The organism is Algoriphagus mannitolivorans DSM 15301 (assembly GCF_000429425.1).
Classification (GTDB): Bacteria; Bacteroidota; Bacteroidia; order Cytophagales; family Cyclobacteriaceae; genus Algoriphagus; species Algoriphagus mannitolivorans.
In genome coordinates this window covers 99,126-116,713 of sequence record NZ_AUBV01000004.1, presented here as the reverse complement: position 1 = coordinate 116,713, position 17,588 = coordinate 99,126, and the positions used below count along the sequence as shown (strand labels likewise).

General features: G+C 44.8%; 17 protein-coding genes. 13 read left to right on the top strand and 4 right to left on the bottom strand.

Annotated elements, in window-relative coordinates; all coding sequences use genetic code 11:
• The first annotated feature begins 166 nt into the window (after positions 1-166).
• The 6 genes from G458_RS0103045 to G458_RS0103020 all read left to right on the top strand — a co-directional run bounded on the left by G458_RS0103045 (position 167) and on the right by G458_RS0103020 (position 6,063).
• Positions 167-820 (top strand): Tll0287-like domain-containing protein, encoded by a 654-nt coding sequence (locus G458_RS0103045; RefSeq protein WP_026950603.1) that lies wholly within the window; start codon positions 167-169, stop codon positions 818-820.
• 73 nt (positions 821-893) lie between these two features.
• On the top strand, positions 894-1,850 hold the full coding sequence (locus tag G458_RS0103040; protein WP_026950602.1) for a formylglycine-generating enzyme family protein: 957 nt from the start codon (positions 894-896) through the stop codon (positions 1,848-1,850).
• A 17-nt stretch (positions 1,851-1,867) separates the two neighbouring features.
• Positions 1,868-3,181 carry a Gfo/Idh/MocA family protein gene (locus tag G458_RS0103035; protein WP_026950601.1) on the top strand — a complete coding sequence of 438 codons (1,314 nt, stop codon included), beginning with the start codon at positions 1,868-1,870 and terminating at the stop codon, positions 3,179-3,181.
• A gap of 2 nt (positions 3,182-3,183) precedes the next feature.
• The gene (locus tag G458_RS0103030; RefSeq protein WP_026950600.1) at positions 3,184-4,095 is read left to right on the top strand and encodes a hydroxypyruvate isomerase family protein; all 912 of its coding nucleotides are present in this window, start codon (positions 3,184-3,186) and stop codon (positions 4,093-4,095) included.
• Entirely contained in the window at positions 4,092-5,102 is a 1,011-nt protein-coding gene (locus tag G458_RS20085) for a WD40/YVTN/BNR-like repeat-containing protein (RefSeq protein WP_051286988.1), read from the top strand. Before G458_RS0103030 ends, G458_RS20085 begins: the two co-directional genes overlap by 4 nt.
• Before the next feature lie 220 nt (positions 5,103-5,322).
• A complete protein-coding gene (locus G458_RS0103020) occupies positions 5,323-6,063 on the top strand; it encodes a 1-(5-phosphoribosyl)-5-[(5-phosphoribosylamino)methylideneamino]imidazole-4-carboxamide isomerase (RefSeq protein WP_026950599.1) in 741 nt (246 codons plus the stop codon).
• Between the two features lie 68 nt (positions 6,064-6,131).
• Here the strand turns inward: G458_RS0103020 and G458_RS0103015 are convergent, their stop codons facing one another.
• Complete coding sequence (locus G458_RS0103015; RefSeq protein WP_026950598.1) at positions 6,132-6,491, bottom strand: hypothetical protein; 360 nt, start codon at positions 6,489-6,491, stop codon at positions 6,132-6,134.
• Positions 6,492-6,587: 96 nt separating this feature from the next.
• On the opposite strand from G458_RS0103015, the gene G458_RS0103010 reads away from it, so the two are divergent.
• Entirely contained in the window at positions 6,588-6,926 is a 339-nt protein-coding gene (locus G458_RS0103010) for a tRNA-binding protein (RefSeq protein ID WP_026950597.1), read from the top strand.
• Here the strand turns inward: G458_RS0103010 and G458_RS0103005 are convergent.
• The gene (locus G458_RS0103005) at positions 6,920-7,252 is read right to left on the bottom strand and encodes a Rieske (2Fe-2S) protein (protein ID WP_026950596.1); all 333 of its coding nucleotides are present in this window, start codon (positions 7,250-7,252) and stop codon (positions 6,920-6,922) included. The genes G458_RS0103010 and G458_RS0103005 overlap by 7 nt on opposite strands.
• A gap of 99 nt (positions 7,253-7,351) precedes the next feature.
• Here G458_RS0103005 and G458_RS0103000 point away from each other — a divergent pair, with 99 nt between their 5' ends.
• Positions 7,352-8,095 (top strand): hypothetical protein, encoded by a 744-nt coding sequence (locus G458_RS0103000; RefSeq protein WP_026950595.1) that lies wholly within the window; start codon positions 7,352-7,354, stop codon positions 8,093-8,095.
• Positions 8,096-8,216: 121 nt separating this feature from the next.
• On the opposite strand, the gene G458_RS0102995 is transcribed toward G458_RS0103000, so the two are convergent.
• Positions 8,217-9,554, bottom strand: a complete 1,338-nt coding sequence (locus G458_RS0102995) for an amidohydrolase family protein (protein WP_026950594.1) — start codon at positions 9,552-9,554, stop codon at positions 8,217-8,219.
• A gap of 89 nt (positions 9,555-9,643) precedes the next feature.
• Here G458_RS0102995 and G458_RS0102990 point away from each other — a divergent pair, with 89 nt between their 5' ends.
• The 5 genes from G458_RS0102990 (at position 9,644) to G458_RS20080 (ending at position 16,515) form a co-directional block, all read left to right on the top strand.
• Positions 9,644-10,354 (top strand): SAM-dependent methyltransferase, encoded by a 711-nt coding sequence (locus G458_RS0102990; protein ID WP_026950593.1) that lies wholly within the window; start codon positions 9,644-9,646, stop codon positions 10,352-10,354.
• 3 nt (positions 10,355-10,357) lie between these two features.
• A complete protein-coding gene (locus G458_RS0102985; protein WP_026950592.1) occupies positions 10,358-11,428 on the top strand; it encodes a dipeptidase in 1,071 nt (356 codons plus the stop codon).
• A gap of 93 nt (positions 11,429-11,521) precedes the next feature.
• Positions 11,522-12,853 carry a hypothetical protein gene (locus G458_RS0102980; protein ID WP_026950591.1) on the top strand — a complete coding sequence of 444 codons (1,332 nt, stop codon included), beginning with the start codon at positions 11,522-11,524 and terminating at the stop codon, positions 12,851-12,853.
• A 199-nt stretch (positions 12,854-13,052) separates the two neighbouring features.
• Positions 13,053-14,534 (top strand): MFS transporter, encoded by a 1,482-nt coding sequence (locus G458_RS0102970; RefSeq protein ID WP_026950589.1) that lies wholly within the window; start codon positions 13,053-13,055, stop codon positions 14,532-14,534.
• A 25-nt stretch (positions 14,535-14,559) separates the two neighbouring features.
• A complete protein-coding gene (locus G458_RS20080) occupies positions 14,560-16,515 on the top strand; it encodes an alpha-amylase family glycosyl hydrolase (protein ID WP_051286987.1) in 1,956 nt (651 codons plus the stop codon).
• A 25-nt stretch (positions 16,516-16,540) separates the two neighbouring features.
• Here G458_RS20080 and G458_RS0102960 read toward each other — a convergent pair whose 3' ends face one another.
• Positions 16,541-17,566 (bottom strand): LacI family DNA-binding transcriptional regulator, encoded by a 1,026-nt coding sequence (locus G458_RS0102960; protein WP_026950588.1) that lies wholly within the window; start codon positions 17,564-17,566, stop codon positions 16,541-16,543.
• Positions 17,567-17,588 lie beyond the last annotated feature (22 nt).

Below are 17,588 nucleotides of genomic sequence, written 5' to 3'. Positions count from 1 at the left end.
CTTACGTCAAGCATTCGCATCCAATTTACTCGATATTTAAGTTTTTTGAATTTCTTAGGTTAAAAACTCCTGAAAATCAAAGATAAATTTCAACCTCCATCCCCGGGATTGATTTCAGATAAAGGCTGGGTTTTTCTACTTTTAGCTAACCAATCCAAAAAGTGAAATGAAGAAGGTACTAAGTTTTGTCCTTGGTTTAGGCTTGTTAGTCTCCTGTGGACGGGGAGAACGAGTGTCGAAAGATGTTTTTGAGGAAGTGAACAAAAACATGGAAGTGAAGCGGTTGACAGAAGTAGAAATCTTGGAAGAGGCCATGATTTGGGGGGATTCCATCACCCAAGAGGCACAACAAAATCTAATCACTAAGCTTCAAAATGCCATTGCAGAAAAAGGAATTCCAGGCGCCGTTGAATATTGTAAAGTAAATGCCTTGCCGATATTAGAGGAGGTGGGAAAAAAACATGGAGTCACTGTAAAAAGGGTGTCAAATAGGTTCCGAAATCCCGCTGATCAGCCTGACTCCGATGAAGCTCCGATTCTGGAGGCTTATGAATACAATGCAGAAAACGGACTCTCCATTGATCCAAACCTTCAGAAATTGGAAAATGGGGAGGTTTTGCTTTATACCAAAGCTATTATTATTCCCGGAGGACTTTGTCTCAATTGCCATGGAGATCCTGGAAAAGACATCAGTGCTGAAACTCTCCAAACCTTGGAGTCACTTTACCCACAAGATCAGGCCAAAGGCCATAAAGTAGGTGATCTTAGAGGAATGTGGGCTGTTCGGTTTCCAAAAAGGGAAGTGGTGAAAAGGCTATGATTCCTGCTAATCCCCGTCGAGTGCCAGAAAAAGCTTCTATTTCTCCTAGGGCTTTCCAATAAAATTTAAAAAAATGAAAAAATGTATTCTGTTGATAGGGATTGTCCTAATGAGCTTTCAGCTCAATGAAGCCCCACTTTTTGACGCCTATACCCAAAAGATTCCCGGTACTCCCGTGACCTTTGATATGACGCCCATTCCAGCAGGTAGCTTTGTCATGGGCTCTGATGATCCCGATTTTCCGGATCAAAATCCAGCTCACGAGGTAAATATTGATGCATTTTGGATGGGAACTCATGAGGTGACTTGGGAGGCCTTCGAACTTTTCCTAGACAAAATATATGAGGGAAACATGACCGAAGGTGGGGTGGAAGAGCGAGTAGATGGCCTAACCCGGCCAAGTCTGCCTTATTTGGATATGACTTTCGGGATGGGAAAAGAAGGCAAGCCCGCAGTAGGAATGACTCAATACGGAGCTATCCAGTATTGTCACTGGCTATATCTGAAAACAGGGATTTTCTATCGTCTTCCGACTGAGGCGGAATGGGAATATGCTGCCCGAGCGGGATCCAAGGATAGATTTTTCTTTGGGAATGATCCTTCTTTATTGCCTGAATATGCCTGGTTTGCTGGGAATAGTGGTGAAAGTACACATCCTGTTGGCACTAAGAAACCTAACCCTTGGGGACTATTTGATATCTATGGAAATGTAATGGAATGGACCATAGATCTATATGAAGCAGATTTTTATAGCAGGTCAGACAAGGATAATCCTTATAATCCAGCGGATAAATTATACCCGCATGCAGTGCGTGGAGGCAGCTTCAAATCAAAGGTGGAGGTTATCGGATCCGCAAATCGGGCAGTCTCCGATCCCTATTGGAAAAGAATCGATCCTCAGATACCCAAAAGCCAATGGTGGTTTCCGGAGGCTCCTTTTATTGGAATGCGTCTCGTAAGGCCTTTGAATCCACCTTCTCCGGAAGAGATTCATGCTTATTATACTCAAGAACCTATCGCTGATTATTAACCAAAATAACCTATAACATGAAAAATCAGAACTCCCGCAGGGATTTTATCAAAACCTCTGCACTCGTAACCGGAGGCCTCCTCTCTCCCTCCTTTTTAGTCCCCGGGGCTTATGCAGCCCCAGATAACCACTTGAAACTTGCCGTGATCGGTTGTGGGGGACGGGGAACAGGGGCGGTTTTTCAGGCATTTGAAACCGGCCAGCCAATTCGATTGGTTGCGATGGCGGATGCTTTCCAAGATCGGCTTGACAATAGTTATAAAGCGATCTCTGACAAGTATGGCCTGGAAAAAGTAACTGTGCCGGTAGAAAAAAGATTTGTAGGTTTTGAAGGTTACAAGCAAGCCATTGCGGAAGCGGATGTGGTGATTTTGGCCTCTCCTCCGGGTTTCCGTCCCCAGCATTTTGAAGAGGCGGTAAAGCAGGGTAAGCAGATTTTTATGGAAAAACCAGTGGCTACCGATGCAGCAGGAATCCGAAGAGTGCTAGCCGCAGCTCAAGAAGCGAAAGCCAAAAAATTGAATGTGGTGGTAGGACTTCAACGTCATTACCAGAACAACTACCGAGAGGTAATCAAAAGAATCCATGATGGACAGCTTGGGGACATAGTGGGTGGACAGGTGTATTGGAACGACGGAGGAGTATGGGTGAGAGAGAGAAAGCCTGAAATGACAGAAATGGAATACCAGATGAGAAACTGGTATTATTTCAACTGGCTATGCGGAGATCATATCGTAGAGCAGCACGTGCATAATATCGACATTGCCAATTGGGTGAAAAACGCGTATCCAATCAAAGCTGAAGGCACAGGAGGCCGTCAGGTAAGGACCGGCAAGGAGCATGGAGAAATTTTTGACCATCACGTTTTGACCTTTACTTATGCAGATGGTTCAGTGATTCATTCAGAATGCCGGCATTTCCCCGGTGCCGCCAATCGAGTGGACGAAACTTTCCAAGGGACGAAGGGGAAAGTATTCTTGAGTGCGGGTAATCACGGAACGATGACGGACTGGAAAGGAAATGTAATCTATGATCACAACCGTGAAAACCAGCCGAATCCCTACCAACAGGAGCATGATGAGCTTTGGGCAGCTTTGGTCAAAGGGGAATACAAATTCGCCGATGCCGAAAATGCAGCTAAGTCCACCATGACAGCTATCATGGGACGTTATGCGACCTATTCCGGAAAGGTAATGACTTGGGACGAAGCCTTGAATGGCACCGTCGATCTGTTCCCTGAAAAATTAGCCTGGGATGCTACTCCAAAATTAGTCCCGAATGCGGATGGATTCTATCCTCATGCTGTGCCAGGAAAAACCAAAGTGATCTAACAATGGAAAGAAGAGGATTTATCAAGAAAATTGGTTTGGGAAGTGCAGTTTTAAGTGCTGCAGGAACCATGTCCCTTCCTGCATTTGCACAGGATAAAAAGGCAGCGCCTTTCAAAATGGATTTTGCCCCGCACTTTGGGATGTTTAAAAACCATGCACCGGGAGGATTTGCGGATGAACTCAAATTCATGGCAGATCAGGGCTTTCAGTCCTTGGAGGATAATGGAATGCTCGGAAGATCTGTCGCAGATCAGGAATTGATCGCCAAGACCATGTCCGATTTGGGGATGAGAATGGGCGTCTTTGTCGTAGATGGGGGTGATAACTGGAAAGTTTCATTGACGACTGGAAAGCAGGAGTTTCTGGATAAATTTCTGGAGACCTGCCGAAGATCGGTGGAAGTGGCCAAGCGTGTCAATGCCAAGTGGATGACGGTGGTTCCTGGATATTTTGAAAGAAATCTCCCAATAGGTGTTCAGACTGGCAATGTGATCGAGGCTTTAAAACGGGGAGCTGAAATTTTCGAACCACACGGGTTGACTATGGTTTTGGAGCCTCTGAGTGATAATCCTGACTTGTTTCTTCGACATGCAGACCAGACTTATATGATCTGCAAGGCAGTGGGAAGCCCCTCGTGCAAGATTTTGTACGATATCTACCACATGCAGCGGAATGAAGGCAATCTGATTGCAACCATGGACAAAACCTGGAGCGAAATTGCCTACATCCAAATCGGCGACAATCCGGGAAGGAAAGAGCCCGGTACCGGTGAAATTAACTATTCCAATGTATTTAAGTGGATTCATGAGAAGGGCTTCACCGGAGTGATGGGAATGGAGCACGGGAACGCCAAGCCTGGAAAAGAAGGGGAACTTGCCCTGATTGAGGCTTATAGAAAAGTAGATATTGCATGAGAAGTGTATTAATCCTGATTTTAGCAACCTGGTTTTTTCCTCAGGTTTCTGCTCAAAATCTCTCCTGGAATGAATTTAATCCGATTGTGAAAGCCTCCTTAAGGGGGCTTTCTCCTGTTTCGGAAAACGTTTGTTGGGCGAGTGGGGCCGGAGGCACCTGGCTTAAAACCACCGATGGAGGGAAGACCTGGGAATCCGGCAAAATAGCTGGGCTAGATACTGTAGATTTTCGTTCCATTCAAGCATGGGATGAGCAAGTTGCTGTAGTGGCATCAGCTGGTCAGCCTGCGGTGATTTACAGAACCACGGATGGGGGAAAAACTTGGGCAAAAGTTCATCAGGAAGGCCCTGAGGCTTTTTTTGATGCCATTGCTTTTGCCGGGAAAAAGAGAGGCTTTGTGCTGGGTGATCCCGTGGATGGAAAATGGATGATTCTACAGACAAAGAATGGAGGGAATTCCTGGAAAATGATGGATTTCTTACCAGATGCATTTCCGGGTGAAGCAGCATTTGCGGCAAGTTCATCCTCCATGATTTCCGGACCTAAAGGTGTCGGTTTTGCTACAGGTGGATCAGTGGCTAGGTGGCATTTTTTTTCCAAGAGCAAGCAGCATTGGACCGTCAAAGTCCTATCGGAAATGGCTCAAGGAGAGTCGGCAAAGGGGGTCTTTGCAGTAGTCGAGGTAAAGGACCATCTTGTTATGGTTGGAGGAGATTATACCCTACTAAAATCTCGGGAGGGGAATTCATTACTGGTGGGGAATGGATCAAATCGTATTCCTGAACGCGTCCCTATGGGGTATCGCTCAGGAGTGACATACTGGAAAAATAAAGGCTTGTTGCTGGCAGTAGGGCCTTCGGGGTCCGATTATTCTCTGGACTCAGGGCAAACTTGGGAATCTTTTTCCGAAAAAGGATATCATGCGGTGAAGGTTTCTTTAGATGGGAAAAGTGTTTGGGCTTCGGGCAGCGGAGGGAGATTGGCCCAATTGGAAATTTTGGACTGAATTAAGTCTTTGAATTATTTCGTTTAATAGGGAGGATATTTAAGCTTTTAGAGCTGAATTAATCGGTAAAATCAAATTTTCAAATCATTAAAATTTTCGCCTAAATGTTCAAAAAGATTGCGAAATGAAGGGAAGATGTTAAGATTTTTACCTTGGAATCGTATATTTAACCAGAAAATTGAAAAAAAGTACTCTCCAAAACCATTGTTTATAAATCTTTATGTTTGAAATTATTCCTTCTATTTGGCTTATTAACGGCAAATGTGTCCGTCTTTATCGTGGCGATTTTTCCACAGAGGAGGTCATTTCCAACAATCCACTAGAGATTGCTCAGGCATTTGAAGGAATCGGAATTAAAAGACTTCATTTGGTGGATTTGGATGGGGCCCGAAGGGGTGAACCCAAAAACTATCATATTCTGGAAGCAATCACAGGCTACACGGATCTTAAAGTGGACTTCACCGGAGGGATTACCACTGATGGCGATGTGATCAAGTGCTTGGAGTTTGGAGCAAAGTCTGTAACGATTGCATCAGCAGCAGCCAATTATCCTGAAAGATTTGCCCAATTCATTATTTCCTATGGAAGAGAAAAAATCAATTTGGCAGCAGATACCAATCCTGGCGACTACAAAATCAAAATCCGGGGATGGTTGAAAAAGACAGAAATTGATTTATTTGATCATATTGAATTTTTCTACGAAAAGGGGCTGAAATACCTGAAAGTGTCTGACGTGACCCGCGATGGAGTAATGGAGGGTCCCAACTTTGCCTTGTATCAAGAAGTATTGGATAGATTCCCTGATGTGCACTTGGCTGCTTCCGGAGGGGTGAGAGGCATAGATGATTTCAAGCGTTTGAAGGATATGGGTGTGCGTGCTGCGGTGTTTGGCAGAGCCTATTATGAAAATAAAATTACCCTGAAGGATTTGGAAACATTTGTGGCCGAAAACCACTCTTAAATCTGATGTCCGATAATTGGGGATTCCCCAAAAAGACATAAAAAAAGAGGCGAAAGCCTCTTTTTTAGTTAATCTGCCTTGAGATTGTTGTCTTTAAACTTATCCACCACGTACAGAAAAATGTTAAAAGATAAGGTGGAAGGGGATTCTGTCTTTTTTGGGTCTTTATCCTGAATAATTCCTCCAGCCGGTAAATCTCTCCTAACCGGGTTAGTCTTTACAGGAGAAGCCTTCAGTGCAGGAGAAAGGAAAGGGTTGGTATTGTCTTGTGAAGAAGTGTGGTCGTCTACTAGGGGAGTGATAGGTCTATCGGCAGGCCTCGGAGTCATGTCCTCTACCTTTTCATTTTCGCTTTGGGCGGAGACATTCAAGGAAAAAAGAAGAAGCCCGCAAAGGCTGAGTCCAAATAACCCGATACTTTTTGACATATTTCCTTTTGTTTTCAAGATGGCTTTTGGTAGACTACCGAATCTTATAACTTGGATTCTGGCTTTAGGTTTGTAAAAATAGCAAAAATAATATCTATGCAAACGATTGACTTCGAAGATTTCAACAAAATAGACATAAGAGTTGGGACCGTTGTAAGGGTAGAAAAATTTGAAAAAGCCCGAAAACCGGCATATAAAATTTGGATTGATCTTGGAGGGGAGCTTGGAACCAAAAAATCTTCTGCCCAAGTCACTTTCCATTATAGTCCGGAAGATTTAATTGGCAAGCAGGTAATTTGCATTTGTAACTTCAAACCTAGGCAAATAGCGGATTTCATGTCCGAGGTTTTAGTCACGGGTTTTACTTCGAAAGAGGGCGGAATTGTCCTTTCAACAGTCGAAAGGGAGGTTCCTAACGGATCTAGGCTTCACTGATTTTCAGGGATGCTTATCACTAGTCCATGTTCAGTAAGCTTGCATGAATAGGTTTTAAGGTCGCGACAGGACCCTGATTTTACCTGTCCGGTTTTGAGGTCAAACCGGTATTCATGCAAGGGGCAAATCAACTCTCCGGAGGAATTGGTAAAAGCGGTGAGCAAGGAAGCTCCCCGATGAGGGCAAAACAGCTCGAAACCAAAAAATGAATTTCCTTTTCGAAGGATTCCGATTTCCACTTGACCTAGCAGGACTTTTTTTACCCTGCCTTCTGGGAAAAGCCGGAGAATATCTTCTGCCTTGGTGCCTAGAGTAAATTCTTTCATTTTTACCTGTCTTCACTTCCAATAGCCGGAAATTAGGAATCTGTTGGAAATCTAAGCTTTGTTGAAGAATTTGGAAAATGAAACTTTAATCTTATTGCTATGAAAAAATTTCTTGTTTTACCTCTTTTGTTCCTATTCTCCTGGGTCAGCGGGCAGAATCTGGATGGGGCTTGGAAGCTGATTAGCCAAAACGGCAAAGCCGTCACGGATCAAGAATATATTAAAATTTATCAGGACAATTATTTCGCATTTGGGGTAAAAAATGTCGCTGACAATGCCTTTATAGGTGCAGGTGGCGGTCCTTACTCCTTTGAGAACGGCAAGTATTCAGAAACCTTGGACTTTTTTACCCTTAATCCTCTGCAAATCGGAACAACCACTCCATTCAAAGTTGATTTGTCGGGAAATAAATTGACCCTTTCCGCAAATACTAATAACGGAATGCTTGTGGAGGTTTGGGAAAAGATTTCCAGTGATGAGGATGCCTTGTCCGGTAATTGGGTGATTACCGGAAGAAAAAGAGAGGATCAGATTTCCCGATCTACTCCAGGAGCCCGACGCACGATAAAGATCCTGAGTGGAGGCAGATTCCAATGGGTAGCATTCAATTCCGAAACCCGGGAGTTTTCAGGAACAGGAGGGGGTACTTACACTGCAAAGGATGGGAAATATACCGAAAACATTACCTTTTTCTCCAGAGATAACAGTCGGGTAGGAGCCAGTTTGGGTTTTGATTTCGAGGTCATCGATGGAGAATGGCATCACAGCGGATTGAGCTCTACTGGAAGTCCCATCTATGAAATCTGGACACCCTATGCGATCGGCTATAAACCAGCCAAGTAAAAAAAACTCAGAAAAGCGAGACTTGATTTTCATTTCTATATCCGTCCAAAAGCTGTCTCCCGAAAAGAGGCAGCTTTTTCTCTTTAATTTATCCCGGTTGCCCCCAGTATCCTGAGACTGATCATTTCACCTGCTTCCCATGCTTCATCACCATATCCACATCTTGGAGCAGGTTGATGTATCGTAGGACATCTCCACGCACAGCAATGATGTCAGCATATTTTCCTTCCGAAATCGTACCATAATCTTTATCTACTTTCATGGCCACTGCTGGCCAATAAGTGGCGGCTTTAATGGTCAATAATGGATCCATACCGAATTGGTTGACCCAGACATCCAATTCATTCCAGGTGCTTTGGCTGTGGAATTTCATCGGAATGCCGCTGTCTGTTCCTACCAGCATCACGACTCCACTTTCTTTTAGCTGGGCAAATTTGCGGGTAAGAGTAGGTTTTCTCACCGGAGTCAGTTGGAAATAGGACATTCGACCGGGATATCTCAAGGAAGCCCGAATGTCTCTGATAATCGAATCAGGTAATCCCAAATGCCAAGAGGGATCGTCCAGCTTTTCAGGATTGTCCCGGACATATTCATAATTCCAAAGTCCTTCAACTGTGGGAGTCCAGAAAAGTGGCCCAAGATACATTTTGGCCGCCCGCTCTTTCATCATCCGCATGATGTCTTCAGGATATTCCGGTGCCGAACTCAGGCCTGTATGCTCAAAGTTGTCCACGCCGATCTGCAATCCAATGCGGATTTCGTCCGGACGGTGGGAGTGGCCTACGACCATTTTACCGTTTTTGTGCGCTTCATCGACCACGGCCTTGGCTTCTTCCAGAGTCATCTGATCCTGATCGATCAGCTTGATCACATCGACTCCTGCATCGATGAGTTTTTTGACTTTGGCTCGGGCATCGGCGGCCCCATTCACTCCCCAGCGGAAGGCTTCCGTGCCGGGATAGGGTGCTTTTTGGATAAAAGGGCCGGACACATAGATCGTAGGACCGGGGATTTCACCGCGCTTGATCCGCTCGCGGACGTTGATGCTCGCTTCGAGGGGTGCTCCCAAGTCTCGTGCACTGGTCACTCCTGCCATCAGCAATTGATGCGCAGAAGAAGGCATGATGACTGATTCCAATATGTCCAAATAGGTCGTGTCCCAATGCGTGTAGTCGCTGTGTCCATTGAGCATCAGGTGCACGTGCATATCCCAAAGGCCCGGCAAAACGCTCATTCCTTCTGTAGAAATGACTTCAGCATTGGATGGAATTTCCAAACTCCCCACTTGGCCAACAGCTTTGATCCGCTCACCTTCGACGATGATGACCGAATTGCGGATGGGCGTACCTCCAAATCCGTCGATCAGGGTGCCACCGACGAGGGCTTTGAGGTTTTGGGAAAAGATCGAGTTTGAGATGAGAAGAAGTAAAATTCCGATAAGTTTGATTTTAAAGGCCATCCTTGCAGGGTTGTTTTTGATGCTAGAATAAAAGGTAATGAATTTGGGCTTTAAATTTTAACTTTCGGACCCAATCCAAATTTTCAAAAATGCCCAAAGGAAAGCTTTTCTTAATTCCCAATGTCTTAGCCGATAACACGGCCCATTGGGTGATTTCGCCCCAAGTACAAGATGTCATCGCGCATACCAAGATCTTTTTGGTCGAAAATCCCCGCTCTGCCCGTAGATATATTTCCAGCTTGAAGCTCGGAGTGAATCTGGAGGAAGTCCATATGGAAGTGTTGGATAAAGGCACTCCGCCTGAATCGATCAATAGACTGATGCAGCCACTCATGAATGGAGCAGATATCGGGGTGATCTCAGAGGCAGGCTGTCCGGGGATCGCAGACCCCGGGGCAATGGCTGTGGCCTATGCCCATCAAAAAGGAATTCAGGTCGTGCCGATCTCCGGGCCAAGTTCCATGTTTTTGGCACTGATGGGTTCCGGCTTCAATGGGCAGTCTTTTGCTTTTCACGGATACTTGCCCATTGATAAAAGGGAACGAGCGACTGCCTTAAAAAAATTGGAATCTGAATCACTCAAAGAGAAAAGGGCTCAGATTTTTATGGAAACGCCCTTCCGAAATAACCAATTGCTGGAAGACCTTCTATCGACATTGGCTCCTCAAACCAAGCTTTGCATCGCCAAAAATCTTACCGCGGCGGATGAATACATCCATACCAAGACCGTCGCCGACTGGAAAAATCATCCCGTTGATCTGCATAAAATCCCTACTGTTTTTGTTCTTCAAGCCTTTTGATCCATGTTTACCATAGACGCGCACCTCGACCTGAGTATGAATGCCCTTGAGTGGAATCGGGACCTTACTCGTTCTGTCTCAGAGATCAATGCCCGTGAAAAAGGCCTGACAGACAAACCCGATCGGGGAAATGCTACCGTCTCTCTTCCTGAGCTTCGCAAAGGAAATGTGGGCCTAGTGGTGGCTACACAGATCGCCCGATTTGTGGCGTCGGAAAACCCTCTTCCGGGTTGGCACTCCCCCGAGCAAGCTTGGGCTCAGACTCAAGGTCAATTGGCTTGGTATCAAGCCATGGTAGAAAAAGGAGAAATGACCCAAATCCGAAATTGGACCGAGTTGGAAGCCCACTTGGCTCACTGGAATCAAGGCGAGGACAAAAGCCAAAAGCCGGTGGGATTTATCCTTTCACTCGAAGGAGCCGATTCGATTGTGAATTTGGATTACTTGGAAAAAGCCTACGAAAGCGGTCTCCGGGCTTTGGGACCAGCACATTATGGCCCCGGACGCTATGCTTTTGGCACAGATTCGTCTGCACGGTTGAGCAATCAGGGAAAAGACTTAGTGAAAAAAATGGATGAGCTCGGGATCATCTTGGATGCTACTCACCTATGTGATTTGGCATTTTGGGATGCTTTGGAGATTTATCAGGGACCAGTATGGGCCAGTCACAACAACTGTCGGGCGCTGGTGGATCATAACCGGCAGTTTTCCGATGAAATGATCAAAGCGCTGATCGATCGTGGAGCTGTGATTGGTGGAGCTTTTGATGCCTGGATGCTGAGTCCGGGTTGGGTGAGAGGTAAAAGTACTCCCAAAGAGCGGAATGTGACCATTTCTACGGTGTTGGATCACCTAGATCATATCTGCCAGATTGCTGGCAATGCCGACCACATCGGCATTGGGTCGGACTTAGATGGGGCTTTTGGTACAGAGCAAAGTCCGGCAGATTTGGAGACCATTGCCGATTTGCAGAAGATTCCTGGCTTACTTCGCGGGAGAGGCTATACCGATGCTGATGTGGAAAAGGTCATGCATGTGAATTGGCTGGGCTTTTTACGGAATGCCTGGGGTTAATATTTTGAGATCTGCCGAAATAGCCAAATCTCATTTGCATAAATTGTTCAAATTGAATTATTTGCAATGTCCATCACACCCTAACTTAATTTTATGAAGCTTAAACATTTACTCTTTACTTCAGTATTTCTTCTATTTTCATTTCAAAGCTTTTCTCAAAAACTTCAACTTACGGCAAACCACAGCGATGCAAAATTCATTTTGCTAAACGACTATGATGATTCTGAAAAGCAAGAATTGGGAACCGGTTCTGTTGAATATAAGCTAGACAAGGACTCAAAAAACAGAATCAAAATAGTCAAGCCAGGCTACAAGTCCGAAATTAAAGAATACAATAGAGACTTGAAATGGGATAAGGAGCAGCGAATCACATTGGATACCCGACAAGTAGATATTTCTGCAGAACCTTTTGACGCAGAAATTTATGTCGACGGAAGACTGATAGGTACCAAGCTCATATACCTCTACATTGCCAAAGACCGGTTTTTAACAGTTGAAATCAAAAAGCCTGGTTTTGCCACTGTATCCAAAGTGTATTACAATCAACCGGATAAAGAAACTCCTCCTTTTAAGGAACATTTTACCCTCAAGGATAGACAAGTAAGACTAGAAGTCACTCCCGCGGATGCTACAGTAGTCGCCAATGGGATTTCGGTAGGCAGAGGAAATCAGGATATTAAAGTCCCTTTCGGGGATTGTGTGACCGTAACTGTGACCAAAGAGGGCTTTGTCAACTATGAAAAAGTGCATTGCAACAAAGAAGGTGATCCAGAACCTCCCGTTCGGGATAAGGTTGCCTTGGAAGATAGATTGGTGAAAATCACTACCGCTCCCAATGATGCTTCGATTGAAATTGCAGGGAAAAGAGTCGGAAATGGTTCTTATGACCTCAAAGTCCCCAAAAATTCCTGTGTGGAAATCCGTGTTTCCAAAGATGGATTTATCCGGTACATCAAAAACTATTGCAATCAGTCCAACATGCAGGAGCCTCCAAAATCAGACTTCTTAGAAATGCAGGTGGATGAAGCTTATACTTCCTCTGTTTCCTCTGATTTGGCGAATGTGCGGATCACAGTACCGATTAATTCCAAGCATACACCTGAAGATGCCTGGAAAATTCTGAGCGGTATTGTCACCGGATATTTTGACATATTGGAAACGGTGGATTTCAATACCCGATATCTGACCAGCTCCTGGCAGGTTCAAAACTTCCAGTCCAGCATCATCCGAACCCGTCTCGTCGTGAGTAATGGAGGCAATTCCAATCAGGAAGCCTATGCGGTGAAGCTGATTTCTCAAGAAGCCTTCTTGGATGGGAAAAATCCAGTGACCGTAAAAGATGATGAGAAATTCACCGACTGGGCGAGGATTTTGAAAAAATACGACGGATTGATCCAAGAGATTCAAGCCCGACTTCAGAATTGATTTTACTAACCCAAAATATCCATCCCCGAAAATTTTTTCGGGGATTTTTTTCGACTAAAAATCTGGAAAGACAAACGATTTCCTATAGGTTTTTGGCGGTTAAAGGCTTTGTATGAGGTTTTTAAAGAGTTTTTTCTCTGATTATTATTCGTAATTTTTGAAGAATTCCCAAAAAGTTCAAGGCCCAAAATCGACCTGAATGCGTAAACCCAAACTCTCCTTTTCCCAAATCATCAACATGAATGTTGGTTTCTTTGGGATTCAATACAGCTTCGGACTCCAGCAAAGTGCCGTTAATCCGATCTATGATATGCTCGGCGCTGCCCCGGATGAGATTCCGATTTTAAATCTTGCAGGTCCCATGACAGGGCTTCTCATTCAGCCCATTATCGGAGCTCTCAGCGACAGCACCTGGAGTGATCGATTCGGAAGGCGGAAGCCTTACTTTTTCATCGGCGCATTGATGTGCAGCATCTGTTTGTTTTTCTATCCTTTCAGTAGCTCACTTTGGATGGCTGCAGGTCTTCTTTGGGTTTTGGATGCGGCTAATAATACCGCTATGGAACCCTATCGGGCGCTGATTGCAGATTCGCTTCCAGAAGAGCAATATGGGCAGGGCTTTTTGACACAAAGCTTCTTTACCGGTTTGGGGATTACCTTGGCAAACCTCTCTCTTTTCGTCTTTCAGCTATTCTTTAAAGGCACCATCGGATCGCTTCCAATGTGGGTTTATGCCTCCTTTTTCCTAGGGACCATTTGCTCGATTACTTCCGTTCTTTGGAGTATTTCCAAAACTCCCGAATATCCTCCGTCTCCCGAGGAATTAAAAGCTCTGAAAAAAAGGAATGAGGGAATGCCTCACCCTGCAATTCAGTTTTTCCTTTCGATCCTCACCACCTTACTGGCCTATTTGGTTCTTTTTGTACTACTGATTCCCTCCATTTTCGACAGGAAAATCATCCGTAAGACCATCAGTTGGGCTGAAAACAATCCGACTACCAAAGTTCTTTTTGCCCAGAATCTGGAGATCATCGAGTCGATCATCCACATGCCTTCAGTCATGTGGAAGCTGGCTTTGGTTTATCTATTCCAGTGGTATGCGCTGTTTTGCTATTGGCAGAATGCCGCCAAATCCATTGCGCTTTCGGTGTGGGACGCTACTCCGGCAAGCGACCCCGGTAAATACGAAGAAGCAGTGGGATGGACGGGTTTGGTCAATGGCTGGTATAATATCGTGACCTTCCTTTCGGCCTTTTTTCTGGTGGGATTGGCGAAAAAATTCGGCCCAAAAACGGTTCATTTCCTTTGCTTGGTGATGGCTGGATTGGGTCTGCTGGCTTTCCCGATGATAGAAAATAAGTATTTACTCTTTGCCCCGATGACTGGTTTTGGGATAGCCTGGGCCAGTATGATGGGAGTGCCTTATTTACTGGTGGTGAATGAAATTCCCAAAGAACGCTATGGAGTATATATGGGCATCATCAACATGATGATTGTGATTCCCATGATTCTACAGACGCTGAGTTTTGGATTTATTTCCAAAAATTTCCTGAACAATGACGCCGGACAGGCAATCAGTTTTGCCGGGGTATTGCTGTTGATTGCAGCAGCTGCCACTCTTTTGATCAAGGAAAATAAAAATATCGACCCTGAGGAAGTGATCGTTTCTTCAGGCCATTAACCCAATATCTTGTTTTGCTACACGTATGAGTACAGATTCTTTCCTAGAAAATCATCTTCAAAATCTCCTTAATCAGTCCGGACTGGATCCCAAAAAAGCCGATAAGGAATTTTGGAATAGGTTTCAAAATCACTTGCCGATTATCCAAAGGCTGTTTGAAGAAATCTATGGAAACCATCCCAGCGGGGAGCAGGAATTTTTAAATCTGCTCCAAAGTCTGGTGGAGGCCTATCAAAGTCGGGAGAAGGGATTGAAGAAAAGAGATCAGGAAAAGCAGACCCAGGATATCTGGTTTTTGAGCAATAAGCTGGCTGGGATGAGTTTGTATGTGGACCGTTTTGCAGGCGACTTGAAAAAAATGAAAAGCAAGCTCTCCCATTTTGAGGAATTGGGAGTGAATTTTCTGCATTTGATGCCCTTATTTGAAAGTCCGGAAGGGGAAAGCGATGGGGGATATGCTGTCTCTGATTTCAGAAAAGTGGATGCCCGATTTGGAACTTTGGAGGAGCTCATTGAGCTACGCAAAAAGATGCACCAAAAAGGAATGTATCTCCTGCTGGATATTGTGCTCAATCATACCTCACATCATCATGAGTGGGCTAGAAAGGCAAAGGCAGGAGATCCGCATTATCAGGACTTCTTTTACACCTATGATAACCGATGGATTCCAAATGAGTTTGAGGAGGCCATGCCCGAAATTTTCCCAGAAAGTGCCCCTGGAAACTTCACCTGGAATGAGGAAATGGGAAAATGGGTGATGACCGTTTTTCATACCTATCAATGGGATTTGAATTATACCAATCCCAAGGTGTTTCGGGCAATGCTGGAAAACATCTTCTTCTACGGCAATCTGGGAGTTGATCTACTTAGGATTGATGCTCCCGCCTTTATCTGGAAGCAAACTGGCACCACCTGTCAAAACCTTCCTCAGGCTCATACACTTCTCCGGCTGATCAAACAATGTGTGCAAGTGTCCACTCCAGGCATGGCGATTTTGGGTGAAGCTATTGTCGCTCCGAAGGAAATCATGAAGTACTTTGGCACAGGAGAATTCATCGCGCAGGAATGTGATTTCGCATATAATGCCACTCAAATGGCTTTGCAATGGGACATGTTGGCTTCTGGCGAGACCCAAGTCATGCTCAATGCCCAACATGAAATTCTCCAAAAACCCTATGGCACTTCTTGGATTACCTACACCCGATGTCATGACGATATAGGCTTGGGATACGATAATTATATGATTGAGCAGGCGGGAAAAGATCCTTTCAGGCATCGGCAATTTCTCAAGGAATACTACTCTTTTTCTGGAGAGCAGTGGATGAGTCCGGCAAGGGGGGCACTTTTTTCTTCCAATCCGAAAACAGGAGATGCAAGGATCAGCGGGACTTTGGCTTCGCTCTGTGGCTTGGAAAAGGCTCAGATTGAGAATAATGCTCCGGCTATTGACCAAAGCATCCAAAAAATCCTGATGATGCAGGCTCATTCGATCTTTTTAGGGGGATTGCCAATGCTTTTTTATGGGGATGAGGTGGGCTATACCAATGACTACAGCTACCAAAATGACCCGGGAAAAAGCTATGATAACCGCTGGATGCACCGTCCCAAAATTGACTGGGAAAAGGTTGCCCGAAAAGATCAGGCAGGTACAGTGGAAAACAGAATATTTTCTGGAACTAAACGCCTTTTGGAAATCCGAAAGGAGTATGCCCTATTTTCGGATTTATCCAATATTTCCTGGATGAGCCCGCACAATATACATGTGGCTGGATTTGTTCGAAGAATTGGGAATGAGCGGATGTATTGCGTTTTCAACTTCTCGGACAAAGCTGCCTATCTGACTTGGTATGCTTTTCGGGAGCAGGGTGAAGGGGCCGAAAAACTCTATGATCATTGGACGAACTCTGAAGTAATCATTGGTTCTTCTCAGGAATACCTGATTTTGGAGCCATACGGATTTCGAATTCTCGAACCGAGATAATCAGATATAAGCTAGTTAATTGTGATCAGGGCTTTAATGAAGAATGGCGGACGACCAATTCTGTTTTGAGAATATGAGTTTGGTTTTCTCCCAACTCATGAATTTTCAAAAGTTCCATCAGCGATTCGGCGGCTTTTGCTCCCATTTGATATCCAAACTGGTTGACTGAGCTTAGGCTTGGGGAAGTGTATTCTGAGAGCATCCAGTTGCTAAATCCCATCAGTCCTAGTTGATCAGGTATAGTGTAGCCTTTGGATTTCAGACAATTCATTGCACCAAGGGCTACCAAATCTGTGATACAAAAGATGGCATCTGGCTTTTCTTCCATATTCACCAATTCTGTAGTGAATCCGAAACCTTCTTCCTCGGAGATATCAAAGCAGTTTTTGACCCATTCTTCCTTGAATTCTAATCCGTGATCTTCCAGGGCTTTCTTATACCCCAAAAATCGCTCATGGGAGTTTTTTACGTTCATTCTCCCGCTCAGGTGAGCGATTTTCCGATACCCCTGTCGTATAAGATGAGTCACTGCTTGATAAGCCCCCTGAAAATCATCCACTTCGATTTTTGGTCCGGAAATATGGTCCGTGACTTTGTCAAACTGAACCACTGGCTTTCCTTCGTCCAAAAAAGCCTGCAAATGATCTGCTTCCCGGGTTTCATTGGACACAGAAATCAGCAACCCATCCACACCCATGCCTAAGAGGTGCTGGCAGGCTAAGATCTCATCTTTGAGTAAATCATAAGATTGAGCCATCAAGATGTTGTAGCCGTTCTTTTTCGCAGCCTCCAAAGCTCCACTGATGGTTGTAGAAAAAAAATGATGGACGAGGTGTGGAACCACCATTCCCAAAATGGAGGTTCGGTTTTTTCTGAAGTTTACAGCAATTGGATTGGGGACGTATTGATGTTTTTCAGCGTATTCTTTGACCATATGAATAGTTTCTTCGGAAAGGGAAGGATAACCATTCAAGGCTCTGGATACCGTGGAAGGAGAGAGGTTTAGAGCTTTTGCAATGTCTTTGAGGGTGATTCGGCGTTTGTCAGACATGTGAGGGTTTGTTTGGGTCATG